This window comes from Ruegeria sp. HKCCD7181, assembly GCF_057221055.1.
Window position 1 is genome coordinate 143025 of the sequence record NZ_JBWVBC010000004.1, and the last position, 24131, is coordinate 167155.

The following is a 24131-nucleotide window of genomic DNA, read 5'->3' on the forward strand; positions in this document are numbered from 1 at the left end:
ACGACCCAATTGTTGCTCGACATCTCAACACTGTATATCGGCGCGCTCAACACGAACAACGGGGGTTTGTAATCTCGCCTTAATAGATGAGCCAGTTGTATAGTCCTGAACGTGGATTTCCAGCAAAAACACGCCGAGTGTACATGAGAAAAAGATGTTTCGTCGTCTCACTTCTAAATACGCAACAGGACGGCGATAACGCAGAAAATCTCCGCCATTTGAAACTGTTCCGACCGTTTGGAGCTAAGTGAAGTCAGCGTGTCCCAGGCCAGCAACCGCGATCAGCAACATCACGCCAGTCGTAGGGATAGATCGCTGTTTAACGAAACTCAGAACTGCGCTCCGCATGAACGCTTAGATATGGCTCCTTTTCCGATTTGGTAACCTGCCTTCGCGACTCGCACCCATGTGCATTTTTCCTTCATGCAGCGCAAACCGGATGCCGACTACGCTCACAAAATGGCGCGGTGTTCCAAAACTTGAGGGACGATGATGCTCCAGTGTCAGTCGATGTAACCTGCTGGACAGTGTCTAGAGGCGGAACTACCCTGCTGCAAAACTGCCTAACAGGAGGTTTCACTTGATGTCCAAGATACTTGCGATCACTGCAGCGTCATTAGCGTTCTCAACCGCAGCTTTTGCCGAAGGGAATTGCGCCGCTGGTAAAACTCTTACAGACGGGAAATTCACCGTGGCAACCGGGAACCCTGCTTACTATCCTTGGGTACTGGATGACGCGCCAGAAAAAGGTGAGGGGTTTGAGGCCGCCGTAGCCATTGCCGTGGCCGAGGAGATGGGTTTTGCCGCTGCCGACGTCGTATGGATAAGATCGTCCTTTGATGAGGCGATTCAGCCTGGCGCAAAGGAATTTGACGTCAATATGCAGCAATACTCGATTACGCCTGAACGAGATCAAGTGGTCGATTTCTCGGCACCCTACTATACGGCTCCGATGGCCGTTCTGGTCAGCCCGAATGCAACCGACACCGCTCCGACGCTGGATGCGTTGAAAGGTCTGCAATGGGGCGCTGTTGGATCGACGACGGCCGTGCCGAAACTGGCGGCCATCATACAGCCGGACGTTGACCCCCTTCTTTACGGCGACAACGCGGATGTGAATGCGGCGATGATTGCAAACCAGATCGACGCCGCGCTTTTCGACTTGCCGACTGCCTTGTTCCTGAGCGCGGTGATGATCGAAGGCTCTAAAGTCATTGGCCAATTCGCGCCGGATCAGAGCGACAACCCCGATCAGTTCGGTATGTTGTTGGAGGAAGGAAATCCATTGAAATCCTGCATCGATGACGCGCTTGCGAGTTTGACCGCAAGCGGCAAGCTGGCAGAGATTGAGGCTAAATGGCTGCAGGACACCACGGGTGTTCCATTGATCAAGTAATATGAGTAAGCCCAATGCGGCGGGGATGACCCGCCGCGAACTCTATGAGGCGCAGCAGAGGCGCCGGTCCATGGTGATCGCTGCAACAAGCACTGTCACCGTGATCGCCGCTTTTTATTTCCTGGTGCCGTTGTCACCTGGCTGGGCAAAGGTGCAGCAAAGCTTTTTCAATGGCGCGGTGCTGGTCAAGACCTTTCCCAAGCTGCTGGAAGCCTTTCGTGTCAACGTAATGATCTTTGCGTGGTCGGCACCTGCAATTGCCGTTCTCGGCCTTCTCATCGCGCTGGCCCGTGATGCAAAATCACCTGCACTGTTCCCTCTGCGTATTTTCGGTGCTGCCTTCACGGATATTTTCCGGGGTGTGCCCGTTATCCTGACTGTTTACCTGATCGGGTTCGGGATTCCGGGTCTGGGATTGCCGCGCCCGTGGAATTCACCTTATATCTGGGGGTCATTGGCTCTGATCCTGACATACTCGGCCTATGTGGCCGAGATTTTCCGCGCAGGGATCGATAGCGTCCACCACAGCCAACGGGCCGCAGCCTTGTCCTTGGGCTTGTCCGAGCGGCAGGTGATGCGCGACGTGGTGCTTCCTCAGGCGATACGCAACGTGGTTCCTTCGCAGATGAACATGCTGATTGCATTGCAAAAAGACGTTTCGCTGCTGAGCTTTATCGGGCCAGTGGAGATCTTCCGTCAGGCCGGGGTTTTCAAATCACTTCTGGCCAACTTCACCCCATATGTCGGAGCGGCCATCATCTTTCTGATCGTAACGATCCCGGCAACACGCTATGCGGATCATCTGATGGCACGACAAATGCGAGAGCGCAGCTGATGGCTAAACTTGAACTGCAAGGCGTGGTCAAGCGCTTTGGAGATCGCACTGTGTGTGATGGAATTGATCTCTCTGTCGAAGAAGGGCAGATGGTTTGCCTGATCGGAGCGTCAGGTGGAGGTAAGTCTACCCTCTTGCGCTGCATCAACCTGCTTGAGCCGATCGAGGATGGGGCAATATTCCTGGATGGCGAGGATATCTCGGTCCCCGGTCGTGACCCACAATCTGTCCGGGCGCGTATTGGAATAGTCTTTCAGAGCTTCAATTTGTTCCCGCACATGAATGCGCTTGAGAACGTGCTGCTTGCGCCGCGCCGTGTACGTGGATTGTCGCGGGCGGAGCTTCAGCCGGATGTCGAAGCTCTGTTCGACCGGTTTGGGCTTGGGGACAAGATGTACAACTACCCCGATCAACTATCGGGCGGACAGCAGCAGCGCGTTGCTATTGTCCGCGCGCTTGCGATGCAGCCAGAAGTCATGCTGTTTGACGAAATTACGTCAGCGCTCGACCCGCAACTGGTTGGAGAAGTGTTGGATGTCCTCCTGATGCTGAAAAGGCAGGGCATGACTATGGTAATGGCCACGCACGAAATGGGTTTTGCGCGCGAGGCCGCGGATAAAGTGTGTTTTCTGAAAGACGGTCGCATCATAGAAGAAGGCCCGCCTGAGGTTCTGTTCGAAACGCCGGCGCACGAGCCAACACGCAGGTTTCTGGCTAGGGCCTTGAAGTAGGCTAACAAACCTTTGATTTCGTCAAGGCGCAAGCGTTTATCGCAATTTACAGGAGCCGTCAGTTTCAGCGACAATCGGCGAGAGCCGTAGCCGCGCGGAGGTGCCGTACTTTTTCGAACAACCACGTCATGAGGCAGGAATAGCGGGCCGGTAGGCGCCGAATGGTTCTCCAGTAAAGACAGAAGCGTTTCCATCGCGCGTTGTCCAATCAAGTTTCGCGCCTGATGCGTAGTTGTAAGTTCAGGGTGGAAAACGCGCGAGAACGGAATGTCGTCGAAACCCATAACCGAAATTTGTTCGGGAACGGAAAATCCCGAGGCTTGAAGGCTGCGAACGAAACCCATAGCTGATTCATCGTTCGCACAAAAAACAGCCGTCGCCGCAGTGTGCTGCTTCAGAAGAACTTCGGTTGCCTTTTGACCGTCCTGAAAAGTAAATCCGCCGGGTATCATTGCGATGTTGGCCTGCAGTCCCGCATCTGTCATAGCTTTGGTATATCCGGCCAATCTGTCTTCGGTCAGCGTGTTACTTTCGGGTCCGCTAACGTGCACAATGGCGCTGTGCCCCAGGGACAAAAGGTAATTGGTGGCGTCATAGGCCGCCTTTTTATTGTCCGTTCCAACGTGCGGCACGGTGCTGCTCTCTATGCGTTCAGAAATAGATACGATTGGAACATCATCAGGTGTATGCCCTTGCGGTGGCGCAGTGCCGTTCAGAATTAAGGCGCCATCCGCGCGTCCGTTGCGCAGGTTTTCGAGAATGCTGGCATATTTTTTGTCGTTGCCATTGGTATTGCCGACCAAGATTGTCAGTTTCGCGCGAGTGGCGACCTCTTCGATCCCGGACGGGAATTTGGAAAAGAAAGGGTCTGCGATGTCGGGCAGAATGACCAAAACCGTGCCGGACCGGTTTCGCCGTAACATCTGAGCGGTCGTATTGACGCTGTAACCTGTTGCAGTGACGGCGTCGAATACAGATTTCGGGTGGTTTCTGAAACAATATCAGGGAATTGCAGGGCGCGGCTTACCGTTGTCGTGGACGCGCCCGCAACTCGTGTGACGTCCCGGATTGTCGGTCTTTTTTGAGGGTTCTTGGTCATACTGCCACATTCGTGGCAGCGAAAAAGTCAATTTGTAATGGGTTAAAATAAGAATGAAACGATTTCATAAGGCGCGCGGCCATGAATACTTCGATCTTCCGGGGCGGGGACATGAAGTTGGGCGTAAACTTGCTTTGCGTGGGTGGATTGATCGGCAAGGAGCGCTCGGAGCACTGAGGTCTGGCTGCGCAAGAGGGCTTTGATGGCGTCGAAATTCCTGTTCTCGATGGAACGCCACATCATCGCGCCTGGTTAGCCAGGGAGCTAGATGCGATAGGGCTGGAGCGGACGTGCGCTTCCATCGTTCCTGACCCAAATGCGAACCCGACCAGTGCATAACCGGAAATTCGTGCCCGCAGGTTCGATCATTTGGATTGGATCCTGTATTGTGCAACCGCGCTGGATTCCGGCAGTTTTAGGGCGTGGGCCGGGGAGGCTCACGCGCTCGCCGGCGAGAACGGTGCAGGCAAATCCAAGCTGATGAAGTTTCTGTCCCGGGTCTGTCAGGCGGAAGAGGGCGAGATCTACCTGCACGGTCAGAAGGTTCGGTTTCAGCACCCGCTTGAATCGCTCGCCCAAGGTGTGAGCGTGATTTATCAGGAGTTTTCCCTATTGCCCGACCGGACAGTTGCCGAGAAAATCTTTCTGGGACGTGAGCCCGTTTGGGGATAGGGGTTTTTGGATGCTGAACGGATGCGGTCGGAGACTTCGGACATTCTGGCCTTGTTTGGTGACCGCCATAGGTTCGGACCCGGCACGCTGGCGGGGAGTTGGACGCCGCGCAGCGGCAGATGGTTGAAATCACGAAGGCTTTGTCACTGAACGCCAAGGTCATCGTTATGGATGAACCGACCGTTGCGCTGAACGAAGCGAAATGTAAGCTTTTGTTCCAACTGGTGGATGACTTGCACGGCCCTGGCTAAAACGGGTACTAGGACGCCGAGAGCAGAGAAAATCACTGGCCTGCCATCGGGGCATTTATGTGTTTTGCGACAAGCCTCTGACGACGTCCGCGTGGGAAGCTCGCGCCTTTTTTGCGGAGCAGGAACAGACTGGTGTGTTGTTCATACTGACCCACAATTATCGGGGCACTCCGATGGTTCGGCAAGCGCGCCATATACACGTGGAATATGTGCAGGATTGGCTTACCGAGCCCGCCCCTGATGGCAACAAGCAGGCCAAATGGCGCACCGATCCATTGAAGTCAGGGGCAGCGGGTGAGTTGGGGGACATTGGTGCGTACGCATGTCAATTGGTGTGCTTTGTCAAAGGACAACGGGCGACCCAAGTTGCGGCGGGCTTAACGGCATTTATGCCTGAGCGCTGGGTAGATGATAATGTCGCGGTTCTATTGCGTTATTCCGATGGCGCGAAGAGTATGCTTTGGGCTAGCCAAATCGCGCCAGGCAACGAAAACGAATTGTCTCTGCGGGTTTGTGGCGACAAGGGCGGCATGGAATGGAAACAGGAAGATCCCTATCGATTGTGGTACACACCTTTCGGAGAACGCAAGCAGCTGCTAACCCGAGGTGGCGAATGAGCCAAGACGGCGGCCAATGCGGTCACACGGGTGCTCGGTGCCATCCCGAAGGGTATTTGGAAGCCTTTGCGACGAATTACACTTCGACTGCACACGCGATCCGGTCACATCAGGGCGGCCTGCAACCTGATCCGGAATTGTTGTTCACCAGCTTGGAAGAGGGTGTGCACGGGATGGCCGTTGTGGAAGCTTGTTTGCGTTCGTCAGCCGGAAACACGGTTTGGGAGGCCATTAAAAGCTAAAGCTGCAAGGGTTACCTGCTTGGTTGGCAACGATTAAATGACCTCGGGGCGGAAAATCAGGCGACAACTCTGACAGCCTATCTGGTTTCGAGCCAACTCGGTCCAATATTCTCAGCTCATTTGTACGATCAACGAAGCTTGTGAGTGTATTGCGAGCCGTCCAACTGCGAATGGTATCGTTTTCCCGGGGCAATAAGCCAGTTAGAACTCTCCGACGGCCCCGGTTTCTCCGAACGTCAGCCAATCCAACATCGCTGATTGATCAGTTTTCAGCTGTTATAAAACCGGACTTAAGCTACCCACCCGTGCCTACAGAAAACCCGCGGGTTCGCGCTCTACTTCGGAGTTTGAAGTATAAACCAGTTTTCGCAATGTGAAAGATAGGCCGTGGCTATACAATGCCGGTGACTCAAGTTAAGAGGCTTCCTTTAACTTTGGATGATGCGCTGACTGCAATACCGCGCGGCTCACATCACCTGGCCGATACAAAGAACCGTCACCGTGAAGCAAACCATCGCAAACGCGCTTGCCCGCAAGGGTTATGATACATTGACACAAGTCCAACAGGCCGTGACCCAGCCTGAATTGGATGGGCGCGACATGCTGGTATCAGCGCAAACCGGATCAGGAAAAACCATCGGGTTTGGTCTGGCGATTGCGCCTACGTTGCTGGGCGACGGCGACACGTTCGGGACGTCCGGCGCCCCATTGGCCTTGGTCGTCGCGCCGACACGGGAGCTGGCGCTGCAGGTAAAGCGTGAACTTGGCTGGCTCTATTCCGATGCAGGTGCGTTTCTGGCGTCGTGCGTCGGTGGTATGGATATGCGCGACGAACGACGTGCACTGGCACGTGGTGCACATATCGTAGTCGCTACTCCGGGCAGGCTACGTGATCATATCATGCGGGGCTCGATTGATCTGACCGCGATCCGAGCTGTGGTTCTGGATGAAGCCGACGAAATGCTTGACCTTGGGTTCCGTGAGGATCTGGAATTCATTCTCGACGAAACGCCTGCAGAACGTCAGACATTGCTGTTTTCTGCCACTGTGCCGCGCGCAATTGCCAATCTGGCGACGCGGTATCAGCGCGATGCAGAACGTGTCAGTACGGTTAGCGAACAAACCCAACACGCCGATATTGACTACCGTGCCATGGCAGTGGCCCCGCGCGATGGTGAAAACGCGATTATCAATGTTTTGCGCTATTATGAAGCGCCCAATGCCATCGTGTTCTGCAATACTCGAATGATGGTATCGCGCCTGACTACGCGCCTGTCGAACCGGGGGTTTTCGGTTGTGGCTCTGTCCGGCGAGTTGACCCAAAGCGAACGATCCAATGCATTACAAGCGATGCGTGATGGTCGGGCTCGGGTTTGTGTGGCGACAGATGTGGCAGCGCGTGGAATCGACTTGCCGAACCTCGATTTGGTGGTGCACGCCGAACTGCCAAACAGCCATGAGACCCTGTTGCATCGTTCCGGCCGAACAGGTCGTGCAGGGCGCAAGGGCGTCAGCGCATTGGTTGTGCCGCCGTCATCGCGAAAAAAGGCGGAACGTATTCTGAAGTTCGCCAAACTAACTGCGGACTGGGGGTCCGCTCCGTCAGCTGATGAGGTGCAAGAGCGCGATCAGGCCAGGATGTTTGCATCTGATGACTGGCAGGTAGAGATCACCGAAAGTGAACGCGCGGCAGTTGACCAACTGGTTGAGGAGTTCACCCCCGAACAAATCGCGGCAGCTTACCTCCGCCAGTACAATTTGCGCCATTCCGCCCCCGAAGAGCTGGCTGCGGTAAAATCGGAGAGCCCAAAGCCACGCGCCGCCTTTGGCCCCAGTGTTTGGTTTTCGTTGTCTGAAGGGCGCAACCAAAATGCGTCTCCGCGCCATTTGCTACCTATGGTGTGCAAGGCAGGCAACCTTACCAAAGACGATATCGGTGCTATCCGAATTGCCGATGACGTGTCTTATGTCGAAATCCGTGAAGCCAGTGTTGAGGGTTTTCTGGCAGCTGTTGGTCCCGACATGAAAATTGAAGGCTCAAAGGATCTTGTGCGACAGGACAGAGCGCCGGACCTACCAGCGTTTGAACGGTCGAAATCCAAGCGCGTAGCCAAGGGTAGTTCGCGCCCATCCAAAGGGGACACAACCCCCATTGATTGGAACGACGAACCAGTACCCCGTCACCGCAAACCGAAACCCGAGGATCGAAAGCCCCGAAAATCGAAAGAGAAGGGATCCAAAGCGGATCGCTCGACCGATCACGCGGATGCCCCTAAGCGTCGCCAATCCCCCTCGGCCGTGGCCTCCAAAGGGGAGCCGGATGTCAAATTCAAAGCAACGGGCGCCAAGAAACAAGGCCGCAAGGCTCGCGATGGTGTACGCAAAGGCGGCGATCTCAAATCCAGTGGCGATTCCCGAAAAGGCCCGCCACCGCCCAAGGGCAAACCCAGCAGCAAGAAAAACCGCGCACGTGCCGCTGCTGCAAAGGTTGCCAAGGGCGGAGAGGCGGTACCAAAACGACGGAAGACATAGCCTTGGTTTGTCTGCTCTCGGTCCAGGTCAGCCATGGCCTCGATCTATGGTATTGCAACGCGGATAGCGCATTGCTGCCCGGCACGCATTTTGGAGCAAACCGAACTGTGAGGAGATTAACACGACCGCCATATCGCCGCCCCGTTGCCGAGGCGGCGCGATTTCGCTTTTAGTGCCCGTTACCACGTTTCGCGTTGGTGATAGTCTGTTCCAAAGGGTTGTAGCCTTCGGGAACCGGAACGAGATTTACCTCCTTGGTATAGCTTTCGAAAAAGGTTTTCATTTTTGCTACGCGTTCCGGCATTTCGGTGGCCGGATCATGAAGTTCCGACGGATCGTCCTCGATGTCGTATAGTTCCCATTCACCAGTGCCTTTCGGGGGCAAGTTTTGCATCAGCTTATAGCGCCCGTCGAACACCGTAGAAGAACCTGCTAATTCGTATCCAACGGGATTGCCGTCTCCCCGAACCGTCAATGCTTCACCTTTGAGGACGGGCATCATACTGATACCGTCCGGAGCATAAATCTCTCGCCCTTTTTAGATGGAACCCGGTATTTCTACGCCTGCCGCATCCAAAAGCGTTGGGACTATATCACGTACAAAGGCGAATTTGTCGATCTGTGCGCCTGGCTCGACGACACCCGGAAAGCGTACGATCAGTGGGACGCGCAATCCGCCTTCGGTGGAAAACGTCTTGAAGTAGCTGCCAGGAACCGCCGCTGCCGCCGCCCAGCCGGGACCATAGTCAGCGCAAACGCCATTTTGGCCCATATCGGTAAAGCCGCCTTCGAAATCTTCCATGTAGACCTTGTGGTAGTTGGCCTTGGACCAGGCGCGGTATGCCTCTGAGAGCGGCAGCTGGTTCGGGTTCGGGCCATTGATGGCAAGGAAAATCACGATCGTATTGTCTGTGATACCTTTGTCGTCGAGATAGGTCAGCAGCCTGCCAATATTGACGTCCAAATTGTCGGGCATACCGGCATGGGTCTGCATCCTCCGCGCATTAAATGCTTTCTTCTCCTCTGCCAGTTTTCCTAATTCGGCAAATGCCGCGGCTCATGAAAAGATGCATAAGGCTGCGCCACACAATTGTCGGCCGCTCACTCATCCAGCATGAAGGGCTTCTCGAAACCGCGGGCATGAGCAATGGTTTCGGGTTCGTGGCCGAGATGCCATTTGCCGGTCATGTAGATGTGGTTACCCGCGTCGCGAAGCAGTCGTGGCAAAGCGACTACATTATCGTTCGGGTGACCCTCATAGCCCGGTTTTCGAATTGGTTGTCAGCTTGGATTTCCAATATGTTCCCCAAGCCCGCCAGGTGATTGTCAATTCCGCTGATCAACATGGTACGGGTAGGTGAAAAAGAGGCGCCAACATGAAAATTGGTGAATAGCATGCCCTGTTCGGCCAACTGGTCGATGGTCGGAGTTTCGATCTCGCCGCCAAAAGCGCCGACGTCGGAAAAGCCCATGTCGTCTGCAATAAGTATTAGTATGTTGGGCCGGTTGTCGTCGGTTTCAGCCGCGACTGAAGCTGCTGAAATCGCCGCCGTACTAATTAGTGCAAAAAGTAACCTTATCGGAACCATACAGGTCCTCCGCTCATTGCGCGTTTCCTAGGCGAAGTGCCCACTGCCTTGCTTTTTCTCAGTAAATTGTCAGTCGAGCTATAGTAGAACGCGTGCGTTTCAGATATCGGTTCACGTGTTCCAATAAATGAGATGAGGCATACCGTTGTTTGACGCCAAGATTGCAGCTGCAGTGCGGTCTTGGACCAAGCACGGAAATTTTAGGGCAGGCGCAGATGCGCTTGGCACGTCGCGGCCAGCTTTTCACGCTACATCCAGCAAGTTGAATCCTATGTTGGTCATGCTTAGTTCGAACGCAGCGGCAAGGGCGTTTCCCTGTCCCGATCAGGACAGAGCTTTCTGAAACTGCTCGATTCGCTAAACTAGGCACCAGCCAGTTCGAGGCCGACGTCGAAAGGCTTCGTTCCACAGGTCCTGATTTGCTGAACATCGGCTGTGGGCCCTTGGCGACGCGCAAAGTCATTACTCCGATACTGGCCCAATTGCTGCAAGAAATGCCGGATTTGCGAGCAAGGATCGACGTCCGAGCAACTAAGGAACCCCTAGAGGCGCTGCGCATGGGAAAGCTCGATGTGGCAGTTTGTGATCTGACCCATACCCCTGATCCGAGTGATCTGGATATTCAGGTTCTTTGTAATGAAACGGTATCTTTCTGGGCACGCCCCGAACACCCTTTTCACTAATGCAGCCCGGTAAGCGTGGCTGACGTGTTTCGCAGCCCATTTGTGACTGCGCATCTTCACCGGCATTGGCGAGCGGCAATAGCGACAATTCTGGGCAGTGAGCAAGCTGCTTGGCAAATCGTGGATCGCCTGCCTCAGATTGAAAGTGACGATTTTTCTCTGGTTGTCGACCTTGCAGCAAAACGGAATTGATTTGTGGTTGTATGCAGGCAGACTTTGCACAACACGCCGCTTTAGGTTTGCTTAAAGAAATCGAAACCACCTAAACGCTTACGTGGAGTATTTGTGCGCCCCGGCGCAAGGACATGGGTTTTGCGCTCTCGATCGCTTCTGGTTGCACGTCCGCGAGCAATTCGGATCCTCCTGACCCTGACCAGCCAGACCGAACCAGCCTGCTTCGCAAGCTTTTGCGGGCTTTCAGGTTTAACAAAACACCGGTCACACCTATCCTGCTGTTTCAGAAAATAGTCGAAATCCAGATGTCGTTGTGCATGAGTATCGCCGTTTTCCGATCATGTTGGCGACGTCGACACCATCTGGCGTTGCCGTTTCAAAGCTCGTCGCTGTCCACGTTTTAGAACAATGTCTAGAAACCGGTCCACACGATCAGCGTCCGCGGTCATGTTGTCGGCGAGCATACAGCGCTTTGAATGGCAGTTGGGGTGGTTCAAGTTCTTACGGACCCATCCTGCACCCAAGCGTCAAATTGGGCCAATACCGCATCGCAAAACGCGTCATCATTGATATGGGCGTCCAACTCAGTCATTGGAATGCGCCCGGGCATGACCATTCTTGCCTCGTCGACCATGTCGGCAAGTGCATTAGGGTCATACGCTTCCTCGCCCTCTTTGTCCCAGGCTTCGACGCCCTGAACGGGCAGAAAGAAATGTACAGGACCAGTTGCCGCTTCCAACCGGTTGGCTAGTTCGCGAATCCAGGCACGACGCTCCTCTCCGTTAAAGACCGAGCTTTTGATCAGCCGGTTATGTTCGTGAAATGGACGGTTGGCGTATTGCTCTGGTATGTCTTGCCATCCGGCGAAATCCAGCAGATCCAGCGCGCCGGGCGCGACCATCTGAGGTGTGCCCACACGTCCGGCATTGGTTACACGGTCGTCGCCGCTTGACACAACGGAACCTGCCATCAGGTTGCCGAATTCCTGCATGCAGAAATCCATGACGCAGGCAAACGCACCCTCGCTCGCCAGTTTTTCAAACGCCATGCCGCCCATGCCAGTGGAATGGAATACAGCCACTTCAAAACCGCGATCTTCCAAAGCTGGTTTGAGTGTTTTCATGTAGCGCAAGCAAGAGGAGCCCAGGCTGGTCATCCCAATCAGCGGCTTGCTGCGATCTGGCGCGATGGTTGCGTTGGTCGCTCCGACGACACCACCGGCCGCCTGACTGAGGGAGGATTTGCAAATCGAATTCATACCATAAAGACCGCCGGCCCACAGGATCATCTGTATGTCCGGCGCCAGACGGTGCGGTGGGATCAGGGATGAGAAACTTACGGTCGACACGATGTATTTCGGCACGCCCATGGGCAGCGCCTGCGCACAGTCCAGCGCCAGATCCGTGCCCATCGTGCCACCTGTGGCCAGCATACCGTCGAGCCGCCCATCCGCATAAGCTTGTGCCACCACTTTGGCGGCCCCTGCGGACATCACGCGAAACGCCTTGTTTTCATCGCCCAGGGCGATCACCTGATCGATGGTCAGTCCCTCGGCTGCAGTCACGTCATGCTTTGAAATGTCAGTTGGCGTCTTCGGGTCGCCCAGGACCGAGACGTCCATGGTCAGTACGTCGGCGCCCTGTTCGCGGATTGTCTGTTCAAGAAACCGCATCTCGGGTTCCTTGGTGTCATAGGTGCCGATCAGCAGGATTACTTTCGTCGCCATTTTTCCTCCTTGTAGTGCAGCTTACCTAAGATATTGGCTTACCAGTTTTCGGGCGGTAGCAACGAACCGTTGGTTGCGAATTTTCGAGCCGTCTTCCTGCATGCGGGTCGAAACCCATCCGACATATGTTGCTGCCCGCAAAGCCATAAACAACTCAAGGTGTGTAGTATCAATTGGGCGTTGCGACCGGTAACCAGTCGTAAGCGCTGCTTGCAGCTGATTGAAGTCTGGCTCATTCATGTTTTTGATCAAGGTTGTCGCGATCTCGAAAAGGCGAAAACCAAAGCCTGAATCGTCGAAGTCGATCAACGATACTTTGTCGCCGTCGATAACAACGTTTTCGCGTACAAGATCGGCGTGAATCAGCCCGTAATCCAGTTCCGGCTCAAGCTGTCTCAGGTCCTGATTTGCGGTATCGCGGAATCGTTCGAACAGCGTGCGGTCGTCTTCGCTGAGGGTCGGGTTTTCCCAAAAGCGGCCCCAAACCGGGCCTGAACCTACCAATCCGCGGCGATCCCATGACCAGCGTGAAAACCCAGCCGGTTGTTGCCAGTTGTCGCTGATTGAATGCAGACGGGCCATTTCTAGCCCAAGCGCAAAGAAGACGCCAACCCGATCCTCATGGTTGATCCCAGACGTGGTTTCGCCCAACGGACGTCCCGGCAGCCAGGTCAGAACATCGACCTGAATTTCGTCAATAACGTGCAAGTAGTCTCCCGTTGCGCTGGCTATAGGCGCAGGCATTCTGACACAATTGGCGGCCAGCGCCTCCATCCATTGCAATTCGGACCACAGCTCTTCATTCGTTCGATAACCATGACGGTGCAGACGCAGCGCATAGCTGCGTTTGCCCGCCTGAACGCGGTAGACATGGTTTTCTCGGGCGGCAACCAATTCACATTTCGAGTTCTGAAACCCCCAGAGGGCAAGCGCCTGATCTACGGTTTTCCTCATGCGGATGCCTGGGTTTCAGCCAGAACCGTATCCAACGTGTCAAACAGCAGATCCGCGTTTTCGATTGAGAATGGCATTGGCGGTCGGATTTTCAGAGTGTTCTTGTGACGCCCAAGTTTCGAATGAATGATCCCGCGCTGCCGCATTTCATTGATGACCTGATCTGTGAGTGCGCTGGCGGGTTCCTTACTGTCGCGGTCCGCAACAAATTCGGCACCGAAGATAAGGCCTGAACCCCGCACATCGCCGATGAAATCGTATTTCTCTTTAAGCGTGTTCATCCGTTTGCGGGCGTGATCACCGACTATTCTGGCGTTTGCAATCAGCTGTTTGTCTTCGATTTCCTCCAGCACAGCCTTGGCCGCGGCGCATGAAACTGGGTTACCGCCAAATGTGTTGAAGTAGCGGTAGCCTCTTCTGAAAGTCGCCAGGATTTCTGCACGGGTCACAACTCCGCCCACCGGGTGACCGTTGGCCATTGGTTTACCCAAGGTCATGACGTCGGGTACCACACCCATTTTTTGATGCGCCCACATATGAGTGCCGGTGCGACCGAAACCTGATTGTACTTCGTCGCAGATCAGCAGACCTCCGGCCTTACGAACAACCTCGGCCGCGGGTTTCAGCCAACCATCGGGTTGGTCCGGGAAACCCTCGTTCAGGAAATATGGGCAGACGACCAAGGCCGCGAATCCAACACCGGACTTTTCATGTGCGGCGATCTGTTCGGCGACGCTATCTGCGAATTTCGTACCGTCCGGATCGGGATCGCGATAGCTGTCGGGCGCCTCTACAAAGCGGAAATACTGGTCCAACCCAAAGCCGACGCTTGGGGCGTTTGATTTGCTGAGCTGGCTGACCAGCGAGGTATTGCCGTGATAGGTCGCATCCGTTGCGATGAGACCACGCTTGCCAGTCATACCTTCGGCCATGCGCAGCGCAACGTCGTTGGCTTCGGACCCCGTGCAGGTCAGGATCGCAGTATCCAATGAAGCGTCAGTTGTTCCGGTCAGTTTTTCCACATATTCCAGAATCTCCTCATGCAGGTATCTGGTGTGAGTATTGAGTATACTTGCTTGACGACAGATCGCTTCGACAACGCGCGGGTTGCAATGGCCGACATGAGGGACATTGTTGTAGCAATCCAGATACTTGCGCCCATCCGCATCCCATAGCCAGACCCCTTCGCCCTTCACGATGTGAAGGGGCTCGTCATAAAAGGTCGAGACATTGGGGCCCAGAAACCGAGTGCGGCGTTTGATCAGGTCTACGGATCTTGGGGAAAGGGTCACGTCGATGCCTTGTTCAAAGCTTGATCCAAGCGGTTTTGAGATCGAAATATTTCTCGAACGCATGCAGGGATTTGTCGTGCCCGTTGCCCGACTGTCCAACGCCGCCCAGCGGAACGGTAAGGTCGGCGCCGCCATAGGTATTCACATGCACGACCCCGGTGCGCACCGCTGACACCATGCGGTGCGCGCGGCTGAGGTTTGAAGTCCAGACACCACCAGCCAATCCATAGACAGTGGCATTGGCCAGTCGGATTGCCTCATCCTCGCCCTTAAAAGGTGTAACGGCCAGAACCGGCCCGAACACCTCGTTTTGGAACAGGTTGTCAGTTTCCTTGACCCCTGCCATGACCGTAGGAGCCATGTAATAGCCGCCGGTTTCGGTCAGGATGCGTTCGCCGCCGGTGCGGCGCTCAGCCCCCTCGACCTCAGCCTTGGTAGCGAAGTCCAAGTTGGCTTCCAACTCGGTCAGGCTGTGGACGGCCCCGATTTGGCTGTTCAGGTCCAGCGGGTCTCCGACGCGAAAGCTTTCGGCGTGGCGTGTAATCTCAGAGACAAAATCCTCGTAGATTTCTTCCTCAACCAACAGGCGCGAACCTGCGACACAGACCTGACCTGAATTGCGAAAGATACCGGCGGCAGAAACCTTAGCTGCTTCGGCAAGATCGGGTGCGTCGGCGAAGACGATGTTGGGGGATTTCCCACCAAGCTCCAGATAGCAGCGCTTGAGGTTCGAGCGGGCGGAGTATTCAAGCAGCCGGCGACCCGTCGCGCCCGAGCCGGTAAAGACCATGATATCCACGTCCATGGACAAGGCCAGCGCTTCACCGACGACTGAACCGCGCCCGGTAACCACATTGAGTACGCCATCCGGTAGCCCGGCCTCGGCTGCCAACTCGGCAATTTTCAGCAAGCTAAGCGAAGCGCTTTCCGCCGGTTTTAAAACGATGGAGTTGCCCGCCGCCAGTGCAGGCGCAATCTTCCAGCTGCCGATCATCAGCGGGAAGTTCCACGGAACGATCGCACCCACGACACCGACAGGGGCGTGATGCACCAAACCCAAAATGTCATGGTTGGTTGGAGCGATCTGCCCATAGATTTTGTCAATAGCTTCGGCATAATACCGAAAGGTCGCAGCTGCCGACAGAGCCTCGGCCTTATAGGCCATGCTTATTTCGGTACCGTTGTCACGCACGCCCAGAACCGCGATTTCCAAAGCTTGAGTTTCGATCAACTCAGCCAGTTTCAGCAGAACTTTTTTCCGCCCTGCAGGAGCCCTGCGTGACCAACGGCCGTCTTCGAACGCCACCCGTGCGGCACGCACAGCGTTATCAACGTCGGTCGAGTTGCCTTCGGCGATTCGGGCCAGAGGTTGGCCATCGATCGGCGACAGAACCTCGGCCTGGGCACCCGTTTCTCCGGAATGGAAAGCTCCGTTTATGAAATGGCCGCGGGGTGAGAGTTCCTGCGCGCGCAGTGCGTCAATCGTGGATTGATCCATTTAGTTCATCCTTGCTGCGTAGATTCTTCTTCGCCTGTTGGCTGCGGTTTAATCCGTTCCCGATGTTCCTGAACCAGCGTGCGGATATGCAATGCGATGATGCCAAGGATCATTACGAACAGGATTGCGGCAATCGGACGGTCGATGAAATCGAGCGGCGTTTGGACCCGCGCCATCGCGCTGCGCAATTTGACTTCCATGATCCCGCCCAGAACCATGCCCAGAATGATCGGCACAATCGGCAGGTTCAGGCGCTTCAGGATCAGGCCGAAAACCCCGAAACCAGCGGCGATGGCGCAGTCCGAGATTGAGTTGCGCAGGCTGAACACGCCGACAAATGACAGTGTCAGGATCATTATGCCCAGAAACCGCGTTGGGATCTGAATGATTTTCAGCAGCAGGTTGGTCGAAAACAGCAGAAAGACCAGCACAATCACGTTCAACAGGATCAACGACATATAGAGCGCCATGACGAAGTCCATCTGGTCCGCAAACAGCTGCGGGCCCGGGATCACGTTGTGCACGTAGAACACGGACAACATCATGGCGGTCAGTGCCTCACCCGGGATACCCAACGCCAGCAGCGGGATCATCGCCGCGCCCGGGACCGCGTTGTTGGCAGCCTCAGATGCGACAAGCCCTTCCGGCGAGCCTTTGCCGAATGCATCGGGATCTTTCGACGTTTTTTGTGCGTAAGTGTAGGACAGGAACTGCGAGGTGAACTCACCCGTGCCCGGGATCATGCCCATCAGCACGCCCAGCGAAGACGATACTGTGGCAATGCGCTTAATACCTAGCAGCTCTTTGAGGCCGGCAAAGATATTACCGCGTACATGTGCCTCGCCCGGGGCGTGTTCCTTGTCTACCAGCAGCAAAAGTGCCTGACTGATTGCGAAGAGGCCCAGAACCACCACAATTAGATCAACCCCCGAAGTCAGCCAGCTTTGGTCAAAAGTGAAGCGCTTGGTGTATTTGACCGGTTCAAGCCCGACCGTGTTCAGAAAGATCCCGAAAAATGCGAGCATTGCCGCGGAAAAGATCTGGCCACGATGGGCAAGGATCACCAGCAAGACCCCCATGAACGCGGCCAGGAAAATCTCTCTGCTGCCGAAATGCGGCGCGACCCAGGCCAGGACAGGGGACAGGATGATCAGGCACAGGATCGAGAAGATCCCGCCAAAGAAAGACGCGGAATAGGCCAGCGACAAGGCACGATGGCCTTCGCCACGTTTGGTCATGGGGTAGCCGTCATAGGTGGTCAGTGCATTGACTGCCGTGCCGGGCGTATTGATCAGAATGGCCGGGATCGCACCGCCATACATTGATGATCCGTATATCCCCAACAGTAGCGTCAGGCCCACAATGGGTTCAAATGCGAAAGTGGCGGGTAGCAGAATGGCGATGGCTACGGCGGCACCGACGCCGGGCAGGGCTCCGATGATGACCCCTCCGATTGATCCAATGAACAGGGCGACGATGACCTGCCACTGCGAAAGAATAGCGAAGCCGGATATCAGGTTGTCCATAACGGCCTCACAGATAGGTTAAAGCAAAGACGCGCACGGCGTCCGGTAGAGCTTCGTACACGCGGCCCGCAGGTATATTGACCTGAAGAAGCGCCCGAAAAACGACGGCAACAACCGCTCCGAACAGAAGTGCGATGCCTATTAAAGCTGGCGATCTGAACCCGGTGCGCACTGCCAGAAAGGCCGAGAACAACATGGTCGAAGGCAGATAGCCAAGCCACGGAACGGCCACCACATAAATCAGGAAATAGATGACGTATTCGAGGGACTTCACCCAGAAGGTGAGCTCTCTCCAGCGACCGGGAATGCGGGGTGACACGACCGAGCTTAGCAAGTGCAAGCCGCTGAATATCACCATGCCCCAGATGGCAATTGTTGGCCACAGCGAGGGTTGTGCGAACCACTTGGTACGCTTGACCACTTTGGTTTCGACGCTGATCTGAGTCAGCAGAAAAAGAGCAAACGCAAAGAACAGGATGGCAAAAACGATATCCCCGGGTCGACGGTATCGCCGGAACATGTCTTGCAGCGTTTTGGCGATCATCGTGTTCCTCCCCAGAATACGACAGGACGCTGGTTGTTCACCTGCGCCCTGTCAGATGCTCATTCGCCCAGAATCTCTTCGATTTTTGCGAAAGAGGCTTTGTCCTGTTCGATCTGCGCATTGGATGCGTCTGGGTCTTGCCAGTAAATCAGAGCCCCGGTTTCCTCTCCAAGCTCTTTGGCTTTGTCGGACTGCAGTGCCTTTTGTGCAGCAGCAGTGATCTTTGCTCGGGCATCGGCTGGTGTGTCCTTGTGAACGAACAAACCATTCCACAGCGCCAATGGCAGGTCCGGGTTCAGTTCGACAATTGTCGGTGTGTCCGGCACCAAAGAAATTCGCTCGGAACCGATGCTGGCCAGAACATTCACCTGATCGAGGCAAGGAAGCACAAGTTGCAGCGTGGTGTTGATGACATCCACGTCGCCCGAAGCCAGCGTGTTGCAATCCAGCGCGTCAAATGCGGCTTCGCTTGCAAAGTCGAACCCGCTGCTGACTGCAGCCGCAAAGGTGACCTGCGTGGGCGGAAGAACCGAGCCGAAATGGCCAAGCGCCAGGTCATTGTCCTTGCCGTGGGCTACCAGTTCTTCCCAATTCGAGAATGGCGCATCTTTGCTCGATGCAATCACGAACGGATAGGTCAGGAAGATACCGATTGGATCGAATGGGTTCGGATTGAGTTCGGGGATGCCGATTTCGGGTCCGATTACCGGCACGCCAATTACAAATGACCCGATCGTATACCCGTCAGCCGGAGCGGTTGCGACCTCGACTGCACCGGGGAATGGTCCACCGCCGCCACCGGGCTTGTTAACTACCGCAGCAGGTACCCCATACATCGCCTGGAATTCATCCGCGATCAGACGAGTCAGCACGTCTTCCAGATCGCCCGGAGGCCACGGAACCACAAAGGTAACGGGCTTTTCAGGATACTCAGCCAGTGCAGCGGTTGAAGTCGCTGCAAAGGCAGCTGCTGTTAAAAATTTTTTCATTTACGCCTCCCATAATGGTTCAATAAATGAACCAAAGTAACATTATTAATGTTGCTTTGTTAAGTTCATTCTGTCAAGTATTACATGACGAAAGGAGAGGCGGAGAATGGGAACTGCAATTAATGCATTGAAGTTGCTTGATTTGTTTTCAAGCTCGCAACCGGAAATCGGCCTGAGCGGTATTGCCCGGCGGTCCGGATTGAACAAAGCAACTGCTTTGCGCCATCTTCGTGCGCTGGAAGATTTCGGTTTGATCGAACAGAACCCGCTCACAAAATCCTATGCTATTGGACCGGCAGCTCTGCGTCTTGCCGCCTTGCGCGAAATTGCCAAGCCAGGCCTGGAAGGAGCGCGCCTAAAGATGCAAGCCGTCATGCAAACAGTCGGTGAGAGCCTGCATCTTTCGCTTCTTGAAAAAGGCATTCTCCAGACCTCTCTAGTAGTCGAAACGACGCAGCATACTGTGCGGGTCAGTTTAGATCCTGCAGAAATTTTGCCGGTAAATGCAACGGCCTCGGGTCTTTGCATGCTGAGTTTTGGTCCGGCCTTCCTGCTGGAAAACCTGGACACACGGTCGCTGAAGCCCTTCACAAAAAATACACTCACGACTTCGGATCAGATCGTAGAACGCGTTGCGCAGATCAGGAAAAAGGGCTGGTCGAATAGTAATGGCGGTTTCGAAGACGGTGTCTACGGGTTCGCCGCGCCTGTCTTTGGTATCGATCAGGTGGCGCTCGGTACGATTGCGATTGCGGTACCTGAGATTCGCGCGACCGAAGCGCGCCTGCCTCTGATTCTGACGTCATTACAGACCCTCTCGCACGAGCTGACCGCGATTTTTGGCGGCCAGCGCCCCGTAAATTTTCCAACTGAGTTTCAGCCCTGACCGATTGGCTGAATCAACCGCCGGAGACCCGCGACATGAAAGACTCTAACTTTCTCAAAGAAAACAATGCCCGCCATTTCTGGCACCCCATGGCGCACCCGGCCGACAGCAAAAACAACCCCCCAACCATTTTGACCGGAGGCGAAGGTGTCAGTATCATTGATATCGATGGTCACAAAGCGCTGGATGCTGTCGGCGGGCTTTGGAATGTCAATCTGGGCTATTCCTGTGACCCGGTGAAACAGGCCATTACCGATCAGTTAAACGCGCTTCCTTATTATTCAACGTTCCGCGGCACCAGCAATGACAAGGCAATTGAGCTGTCTTACGAGTTGGCGCAGTTCTTCGAACCCGACGGGTTAACACGGGCCTTCTTTACTTCTGGCGGTTCGGATTCGGTCGAGATTGCGCTGAAGCTGGCGCGCCAGTATCACAAGGTTCGTGGTCAGGAAGGGCGCACGAAGTTTATCAGTCTGAAGCAAGGCTATCACGGCACCCACTTTGCCGCCGCTTCAGTCAATGGGAATCAGAAGTTCCGCACGGCATATGAGCCGATGATGCCCGGTTGTTTCCACGTGCCAGCGCCCTGGACCTATCGCAATCCATTCGACGAGACTGATCCGGAGCGACTGGCTCAGCTCTGCGTTAAGGCGCTGGAAGCCGAGATTGCATTCCAGGGTGCGAACACTGTCGCTGCGTTCATTATGGAGCCCGTCTTGGGGGCAGGGGGCGTAATCCCGCCGCACAAAACGTTCATGCCTATGGTCCGCGAGGTTTGCACGAAACACGGCGTTCTGCTGATCTCGGACGAAATCATCACCGCCTTCGGCCGGACCGGCAGCGAAAGCGGCGCGCGGCATTGGGGTGTGCAGCCCGATATCATGACAACGGCCAAGGCTATCACCAATGGCTATTTCCCGTTCGGGGCCGCAATGATTTCCGGCGCAGTGGCAGAAGTGTTCGAAAGCGATACAACTGGCAAGGCCTCCGTCGATCAGGGGTATACCTATTCCGGCCATCCGGTAGGTGCAGCTGCCGCATTGGCAGCGTTGTCAGAGATCAACCGTTTGCGAGTCTGGGAAAATGCAGCCGTTCGTGGCGATGAGTTGTATGCCGGACTGCAAAAACTGGCCGACAAGCATGACGCGATCGGAGATGTGCGCGGTGGTGAGGGCTTGATGTGCGCGTTGGAACTTGTCTCGGACCGCGAGACGAAAACGCCCATTGCCAAGCACCTGCCGCTGCAGGTTCAGAAGGCAGCCTATGAGGATGGTGTGATGGTCCGCGTTTCCGGCAATAACATCATCCTTTCGCCGCCTCTGGTTCTCACATCAGATGACGTGGCCAAAATACTGTCTGCATTGGATACAGGTCTGGCGAGCCTTTGAAGACCGTTTTGACCCCGTTCTTTTTGAATGGGGTCAGACTTTGACGGCTTGTAATTCTTCGAGCAGGTCCAGCAAGTGATCCAGCTTTTCCCGACCCATCTGAGCCTCGATGTTGTTTGAGATCGCCAGCGAGTTCACTAGGTTTTCTTCAAGAATGCGACGACCCTCATCCGTGATTTTAACCTTGGTCCGGCGCTTGTCGTGACTGTCCTGACGACGGGTGATCTGACCTTCGGCCTCCATCGTGCGCAAGATTCGCGTGAGACTGGGCAGCAGCAGGCAGGCCTCGTTGGCTATGGCACTTTGTTCCACTTCGCCCAGCTCGTCTAGTACGCGCAAAATGCGCCACTTCTGCTCGGTCAGGTGAATGCCCTGCAGCATTTCTCGAATGGGCGCCATCACTGTTTCTCGGGCGCGCAACAGCGCAATCGGAAGCGAGCGAGAGGTGCTTTTGGTATGGCTTTGAGTGTTCATGCTGTCTTCTAGAGTGCGATTTGGGAAATTGCAAAGATTAACAAAGCAAGTTCTTGACACTCTGATTTCAGAATACTAAACATGTTAACCAAAGGAGAGGGTAGCATGCCGCATTTTCACGTCGAGTATTCCAGTAATCTAGAAGATCGGATCGACATGGGTGATTTGTGCGAGTGCATCCGGGCAAAAGCGGCAGAGATCGAAACCTTTCCAATGCCAGGCATTCGTGTGCGCGCGACGCGTGTTGATCACTATGCCATTGCCGACGGCAACACGGAGCATGGTTTTATCGACATCTCGATCCGCTTGCGGGCTGGGCGTCCTGACGACGTTAAGCAGGATGCCACTCAGCGTATCTTTGATGCCGTAAAGACGTATCTGGCCCCGGCCTTCTCAAAGCATTCCATCGCGCTCTCGCTTGAGATGCGTGACATAGACCCAGACCTTTCGCCCAAGACCGGCACGATCCGGGACCACTTGGGCACGACCACGCAGGAGACCTGAAGAATGAGCGCTCTGGACACCAATATCGAGAAACTGACGGGTTTTCTGGCACGGTTCAAAGACAAGGGGATCAAGAACCGCATCGCCGGTGAGGACCGGGATGGTACCGCAGGTGTGTTTCAATCCACCTCGCCGGTGGACAAATCCGTGATTTGCGACGTCGCCCATGGCACGGCAGACGACATCGACGCGGCCGCAATTGCGGCACATGCTGCATTCGCCGAGTGGCGTGACATGCCTGCAACCGAGCGTCGCCGTATCCTTTTGAATGTCGCTGATGCTATCGAAGCCCGTGCCGAAGAAATCGCGCTGTGCGAATGCTGGGATACCGGTCAGACACTACGTTTCATGGCCAAAGCCGCCCTGCGAGGGGCAGAGAATTTCCGGTACTTTGCCGATCAGGTCGTGCAGGCGCGCGACGGTCAGCATTTGAAATCGCCGACTTTGATGAACGTCACCTCTCGTATGCCAATTGGCCCGGTTGGCGTGATCACCCCTTGGAACACTCCGTTCATGCTGTCGACCTGGAAGATCGCCCCGGCGCTGGCAGCTGGATGCACCGTGGTCCACAAGCCAGCCGAGGATTCTCCGCTATCGGCCCGATTGCTGGTTGAGATCGCTGAAGAGGCCGGTTTGCCCAAGGGCGTGTTGAACACGGTGAATGGCTTCGGCCCGGACGCGGGTAAGGCGCTGTGCGAGCACCCCCTGATCAAGGCTATCGCTTTTGTTGGCGAAAGCCGCACGGGAAGCCTGATCGTCAAACAGGGAGCGGACACACACAAACGCAACCATCTGGAGCTGGGCGGCAAAAACCCGGTCATCGTCTTTGACGACGCCGATCTGGACCGGGCGCTGGATGCAGTGATCTTTATGATCTATTCGATCAATGGCGAACGCTGTACCTCGTCCTCGCGCCTGTTGGTTCAAGACACGATCAAGGAAGAGTTCGAGACTAAGCTGATCGAGCGTGTGAACAACATTAAAGTTGGCCACCCTCTGGATCCTGCCACAGAGATTGGCCCGCTGGTGACCGAAGAGCATTACAACAAGGTCACCAGTTATTTCGACATCGCCAAAGAGGATGGCGCGACCATCGCGGCTGGTGGTGTAAACATTGGCGATGAAGGCTACTTCATTCGTCCGACCCTGTTCACCAATGCCAACAACGACATGCGCATCGCGCGTGAAGAGATTTTTGGCCCGGTTCTGACCGCCATACCGTTCTCGACCGAGGAGGAGGCGTTGCAGGTTGCCAATGACACACCTTATGGCCTGACCGGCTATGTCTGGACCAACGACCTAACGCGAGCGTTGCGCTTCACCGAAAAGCTTGAGGCCGGGATGATCTGGGTAAACTCGGAAAACGTTCGTCACCTGCCGACACCGTTTGGCGGCGTCAAAGCCTCGGGCATCGGTCGCGACGGCGGTGACTGGAGCTTTGAGTTCTACATGGAGCAAAAGCACATCGGCTTTGCCACCGGTCAGCACAAGATCATGCAATTGGGCAAGCTATAACTGCTGACCCTTCG

Annotated in this window: 26 protein-coding genes and 1 pseudogene; 13 read left to right on the plus strand and 14 right to left on the minus strand. The window is 55.2% G+C overall.

What is annotated here, in order from left to right; genetic code table 11:
* The first annotated feature begins 583 nt into the window (after nt 1-583).
* Genes AC2TCY_RS09845 through AC2TCY_RS09855 form a run of 3 tightly spaced genes read left to right on the plus strand, consistent with a single transcriptional unit; the run spans nt 584 to nt 2962 of the window.
* Nucleotides 584-1396 carry an ABC transporter substrate-binding protein gene (locus AC2TCY_RS09845; protein ID WP_480847150.1) on the plus strand — a complete coding sequence of 271 codons (813 nt, stop codon included), beginning with the start codon at nt 584-586 and terminating at the stop codon, nt 1394-1396.
* Nucleotide 1397: 1 nt separating this feature from the next.
* A complete protein-coding gene (locus AC2TCY_RS09850; protein WP_480847151.1) occupies nt 1398-2231 on the plus strand; it encodes an amino acid ABC transporter permease in 834 nt (277 codons plus the stop codon).
* The gene (locus AC2TCY_RS09855) at nt 2231-2962 is read left to right on the plus strand and encodes an amino acid ABC transporter ATP-binding protein (RefSeq protein ID WP_480847153.1); all 732 of its coding nucleotides are present in this window, start codon (nt 2231-2233) and stop codon (nt 2960-2962) included. The genes AC2TCY_RS09850 and AC2TCY_RS09855 overlap by 1 nt, the downstream gene beginning before the upstream one ends.
* A gap of 116 nt (nt 2963-3078) precedes the next feature.
* Here the strand turns inward: AC2TCY_RS09855 and AC2TCY_RS09860 are convergent.
* Both AC2TCY_RS09860 and AC2TCY_RS09865 read right to left on the minus strand, forming a co-directional pair.
* Nucleotides 3079-3885: pseudogene (locus tag AC2TCY_RS09860) on the minus strand (substrate-binding domain-containing protein); the annotation flags it as partial.
* Entirely contained in the window at nt 3771-4061 is a 291-nt protein-coding gene (locus tag AC2TCY_RS09865) for a LacI family DNA-binding transcriptional regulator (protein WP_480847154.1), read from the minus strand. The pseudogene AC2TCY_RS09860 and the gene AC2TCY_RS09865, both read right to left, overlap by 115 nt.
* 369 nt (nt 4062-4430) lie before the next feature.
* Here AC2TCY_RS09865 and AC2TCY_RS09870 point away from each other — a divergent pair, with 369 nt between their 5' ends.
* From AC2TCY_RS09870 to AC2TCY_RS09890, 5 genes are all read left to right on the plus strand, one after another.
* Nucleotides 4431-4733: an ATP-binding cassette domain-containing protein gene (locus AC2TCY_RS09870; RefSeq protein ID WP_480847156.1), complete on the plus strand. Its 303-nt coding sequence runs from the start codon at nt 4431-4433 to the stop codon at nt 4731-4733.
* Nucleotides 4734-4852: 119 nt separating this feature from the next.
* Nucleotides 4853-4984, plus strand: coding sequence for a hypothetical protein (locus tag AC2TCY_RS09875; RefSeq protein WP_480847157.1), 132 nt, complete (start codon nt 4853-4855; stop codon nt 4982-4984).
* Nucleotides 4985-5043: 59 nt separating this feature from the next.
* Nucleotides 5044-5601, plus strand: coding sequence for a Gfo/Idh/MocA family protein (locus tag AC2TCY_RS09880; RefSeq protein ID WP_480847158.1), 558 nt, complete (start codon nt 5044-5046; stop codon nt 5599-5601).
* On the plus strand, nt 5598-5843 hold the full coding sequence (locus tag AC2TCY_RS09885; RefSeq protein ID WP_480847159.1) for a hypothetical protein: 246 nt from the start codon (nt 5598-5600) through the stop codon (nt 5841-5843). Before AC2TCY_RS09880 ends, AC2TCY_RS09885 begins: the two co-directional genes overlap by 4 nt.
* Nucleotides 5844-6344: 501 nt before the next feature.
* Nucleotides 6345-8375: a DEAD/DEAH box helicase gene (locus AC2TCY_RS09890; protein WP_480847160.1), complete on the plus strand. Its 2031-nt coding sequence runs from the start codon at nt 6345-6347 to the stop codon at nt 8373-8375.
* Nucleotides 8376-8544: 169 nt separating this feature from the next.
* On the opposite strand, the gene AC2TCY_RS09895 is transcribed toward AC2TCY_RS09890, so the two are convergent.
* The 4 genes from AC2TCY_RS09895 to AC2TCY_RS09910 all read right to left on the minus strand — a co-directional run bounded on the left by AC2TCY_RS09895 (nt 8545) and on the right by AC2TCY_RS09910 (nt 9964).
* The gene (locus AC2TCY_RS09895) at nt 8545-8877 is read right to left on the minus strand and encodes a hypothetical protein (RefSeq protein WP_480847161.1); all 333 of its coding nucleotides are present in this window, start codon (nt 8875-8877) and stop codon (nt 8545-8547) included.
* Between the two features lie 36 nt (nt 8878-8913).
* The gene (locus AC2TCY_RS09900; RefSeq protein WP_480847163.1) at nt 8914-9369 is read right to left on the minus strand and encodes a sulfatase-like hydrolase/transferase; all 456 of its coding nucleotides are present in this window, start codon (nt 9367-9369) and stop codon (nt 8914-8916) included.
* Between the two features lie 107 nt (nt 9370-9476).
* Nucleotides 9477-9602: a hypothetical protein gene (locus tag AC2TCY_RS09905; protein WP_480847164.1), complete on the minus strand. Its 126-nt coding sequence runs from the start codon at nt 9600-9602 to the stop codon at nt 9477-9479.
* A 5-nt stretch (nt 9603-9607) separates the two neighbouring features.
* A complete protein-coding gene (locus tag AC2TCY_RS09910) occupies nt 9608-9964 on the minus strand; it encodes a sulfatase-like hydrolase/transferase (RefSeq protein ID WP_480847165.1) in 357 nt (118 codons plus the stop codon).
* 419 nt (nt 9965-10383) lie between these two features.
* Between AC2TCY_RS09910 and AC2TCY_RS09915 the strand changes: the two genes are divergently transcribed.
* Nucleotides 10384-10647: a LysR substrate-binding domain-containing protein gene (locus AC2TCY_RS09915; protein WP_480847167.1), complete on the plus strand. Its 264-nt coding sequence runs from the start codon at nt 10384-10386 to the stop codon at nt 10645-10647.
* Between the two features lie 667 nt (nt 10648-11314).
* On the opposite strand, the gene AC2TCY_RS09920 is transcribed toward AC2TCY_RS09915, so the two are convergent.
* From AC2TCY_RS09920 to AC2TCY_RS09950, 7 genes are read right to left on the minus strand one after another with little or no spacing between them, the layout of a single operon-like run.
* Nucleotides 11315-12547 (minus strand): Tm-1-like ATP-binding domain-containing protein, encoded by a 1233-nt coding sequence (locus AC2TCY_RS09920; protein ID WP_480847169.1) that lies wholly within the window; start codon nt 12545-12547, stop codon nt 11315-11317.
* A 21-nt stretch (nt 12548-12568) separates the two neighbouring features.
* Entirely contained in the window at nt 12569-13501 is a 933-nt protein-coding gene (locus AC2TCY_RS09925; protein ID WP_480847170.1) for a phosphotransferase enzyme family protein, read from the minus strand.
* On the minus strand, nt 13498-14793 hold the full coding sequence (locus tag AC2TCY_RS09930; protein ID WP_480847172.1) for an aspartate aminotransferase family protein: 1296 nt from the start codon (nt 14791-14793) through the stop codon (nt 13498-13500). Before AC2TCY_RS09930 ends, AC2TCY_RS09925 begins: the two co-directional genes overlap by 4 nt.
* A gap of 13 nt (nt 14794-14806) precedes the next feature.
* The gene (locus AC2TCY_RS09935; RefSeq protein WP_480847173.1) at nt 14807-16291 is read right to left on the minus strand and encodes an aldehyde dehydrogenase; all 1485 of its coding nucleotides are present in this window, start codon (nt 16289-16291) and stop codon (nt 14807-14809) included.
* 5 nt (nt 16292-16296) lie between these two features.
* A complete protein-coding gene (locus tag AC2TCY_RS09940; RefSeq protein WP_480847174.1) occupies nt 16297-17817 on the minus strand; it encodes a tripartite tricarboxylate transporter permease in 1521 nt (506 codons plus the stop codon).
* 7 nt (nt 17818-17824) lie between these two features.
* Nucleotides 17825-18361, minus strand: coding sequence for a tripartite tricarboxylate transporter TctB family protein (locus AC2TCY_RS09945; protein ID WP_480847176.1), 537 nt, complete (start codon nt 18359-18361; stop codon nt 17825-17827).
* Between the two features lie 59 nt (nt 18362-18420).
* Nucleotides 18421-19350 carry a tripartite tricarboxylate transporter substrate binding protein gene (locus tag AC2TCY_RS09950; RefSeq protein ID WP_480847177.1) on the minus strand — a complete coding sequence of 310 codons (930 nt, stop codon included), beginning with the start codon at nt 19348-19350 and terminating at the stop codon, nt 18421-18423.
* A 106-nt stretch (nt 19351-19456) separates the two neighbouring features.
* Between AC2TCY_RS09950 and AC2TCY_RS09955 the strand changes: the two genes are divergently transcribed.
* Entirely contained in the window at nt 19457-20236 is a 780-nt protein-coding gene (locus tag AC2TCY_RS09955; protein WP_480847178.1) for an IclR family transcriptional regulator, read from the plus strand.
* 35 nt (nt 20237-20271) lie between these two features.
* Nucleotides 20272-21624, plus strand: a complete 1353-nt coding sequence (locus AC2TCY_RS09960; protein ID WP_480847179.1) for an aminotransferase class III-fold pyridoxal phosphate-dependent enzyme — start codon at nt 20272-20274, stop codon at nt 21622-21624.
* A gap of 33 nt (nt 21625-21657) precedes the next feature.
* Here the strand turns inward: AC2TCY_RS09960 and hpaR are convergent, their stop codons facing one another.
* Entirely contained in the window at nt 21658-22098 is a 441-nt protein-coding gene (hpaR, locus tag AC2TCY_RS09965; protein WP_480847180.1) for a homoprotocatechuate degradation operon regulator HpaR, read from the minus strand.
* A gap of 105 nt (nt 22099-22203) precedes the next feature.
* On the opposite strand from hpaR, the gene AC2TCY_RS09970 reads away from it, so the two are divergent.
* A complete protein-coding gene (locus tag AC2TCY_RS09970) occupies nt 22204-22602 on the plus strand; it encodes a 5-carboxymethyl-2-hydroxymuconate Delta-isomerase (protein WP_480847182.1) in 399 nt (132 codons plus the stop codon).
* Between the two features lie 3 nt (nt 22603-22605).
* Complete coding sequence (gene hpaE, locus AC2TCY_RS09975; protein WP_480847183.1) at nt 22606-24117, plus strand: 5-carboxymethyl-2-hydroxymuconate semialdehyde dehydrogenase; 1512 nt, start codon at nt 22606-22608, stop codon at nt 24115-24117.
* Nucleotides 24118-24131 lie beyond the last annotated feature (14 nt).

Excerpts from the sequence above, each read along its gene's own strand:
- AC2TCY_RS09845 (WP_480847150.1), top strand. The coding sequence starts at position 584 with ATGTCCAAGATACTTGCGATCACTGCAGCGTCATTAGCGTTCTCAACC.
- AC2TCY_RS09850 (WP_480847151.1), top strand. The coding sequence starts at position 1,398 with ATGAGTAAGCCCAATGCGGCGGGGATGACCCGCCGCGAACTCTATGAG.
- AC2TCY_RS09855 (WP_480847153.1), top strand. The coding sequence starts at position 2,231 with ATGGCTAAACTTGAACTGCAAGGCGTGGTCAAGCGCTTTGGAGATCGC.
- AC2TCY_RS09865 (WP_480847154.1), bottom strand. The coding sequence starts at position 4,061 with ATGACCAAGAACCCTCAAAAAAGACCGACAATCCGGGACGTCACACGA.
- AC2TCY_RS09875 (WP_480847157.1), top strand. The coding sequence starts at position 4,853 with ATGGTTGAAATCACGAAGGCTTTGTCACTGAACGCCAAGGTCATCGTT.
- AC2TCY_RS09885 (WP_480847159.1), top strand. The coding sequence starts at position 5,598 with ATGAGCCAAGACGGCGGCCAATGCGGTCACACGGGTGCTCGGTGCCAT.
- AC2TCY_RS09895 (WP_480847161.1), bottom strand. The coding sequence starts at position 8,877 with ATGATGCCCGTCCTCAAAGGTGAAGCATTGACGGTTCGGGGAGACGGC.
- AC2TCY_RS09900 (WP_480847163.1), bottom strand. The coding sequence starts at position 9,369 with ATGCAGACCCATGCCGGTATGCCCGACAATTTGGACGTCAATATTGGC.
- AC2TCY_RS09910 (WP_480847165.1), bottom strand. The coding sequence starts at position 9,964 with ATGGTTCCGATAAGGTTACTTTTTGCACTAATTAGTACGGCGGCGATT.
- AC2TCY_RS09920 (WP_480847169.1), bottom strand. The coding sequence starts at position 12,547 with ATGGCGACGAAAGTAATCCTGCTGATCGGCACCTATGACACCAAGGAA.
- AC2TCY_RS09925 (WP_480847170.1), bottom strand. The coding sequence starts at position 13,501 with ATGAGGAAAACCGTAGATCAGGCGCTTGCCCTCTGGGGGTTTCAGAAC.
- AC2TCY_RS09935 (WP_480847173.1), bottom strand. The coding sequence starts at position 16,291 with ATGGATCAATCCACGATTGACGCACTGCGCGCGCAGGAACTCTCACCC.
- AC2TCY_RS09940 (WP_480847174.1), bottom strand. The coding sequence starts at position 17,817 with ATGGACAACCTGATATCCGGCTTCGCTATTCTTTCGCAGTGGCAGGTC.
- AC2TCY_RS09945 (WP_480847176.1), bottom strand. The coding sequence starts at position 18,361 with ATGATCGCCAAAACGCTGCAAGACATGTTCCGGCGATACCGTCGACCC.
- AC2TCY_RS09950 (WP_480847177.1), bottom strand. The coding sequence starts at position 19,350 with ATGAAAAAATTTTTAACAGCAGCTGCCTTTGCAGCGACTTCAACCGCT.
- AC2TCY_RS09955 (WP_480847178.1), top strand. The coding sequence starts at position 19,457 with ATGGGAACTGCAATTAATGCATTGAAGTTGCTTGATTTGTTTTCAAGC.
- AC2TCY_RS09960 (WP_480847179.1), top strand. The coding sequence starts at position 20,272 with ATGAAAGACTCTAACTTTCTCAAAGAAAACAATGCCCGCCATTTCTGG.
- hpaR (WP_480847180.1), bottom strand. The coding sequence starts at position 22,098 with ATGAACACTCAAAGCCATACCAAAAGCACCTCTCGCTCGCTTCCGATT.
- AC2TCY_RS09970 (WP_480847182.1), top strand. The coding sequence starts at position 22,204 with ATGCCGCATTTTCACGTCGAGTATTCCAGTAATCTAGAAGATCGGATC.
- hpaE (WP_480847183.1), top strand. The coding sequence starts at position 22,606 with ATGAGCGCTCTGGACACCAATATCGAGAAACTGACGGGTTTTCTGGCA.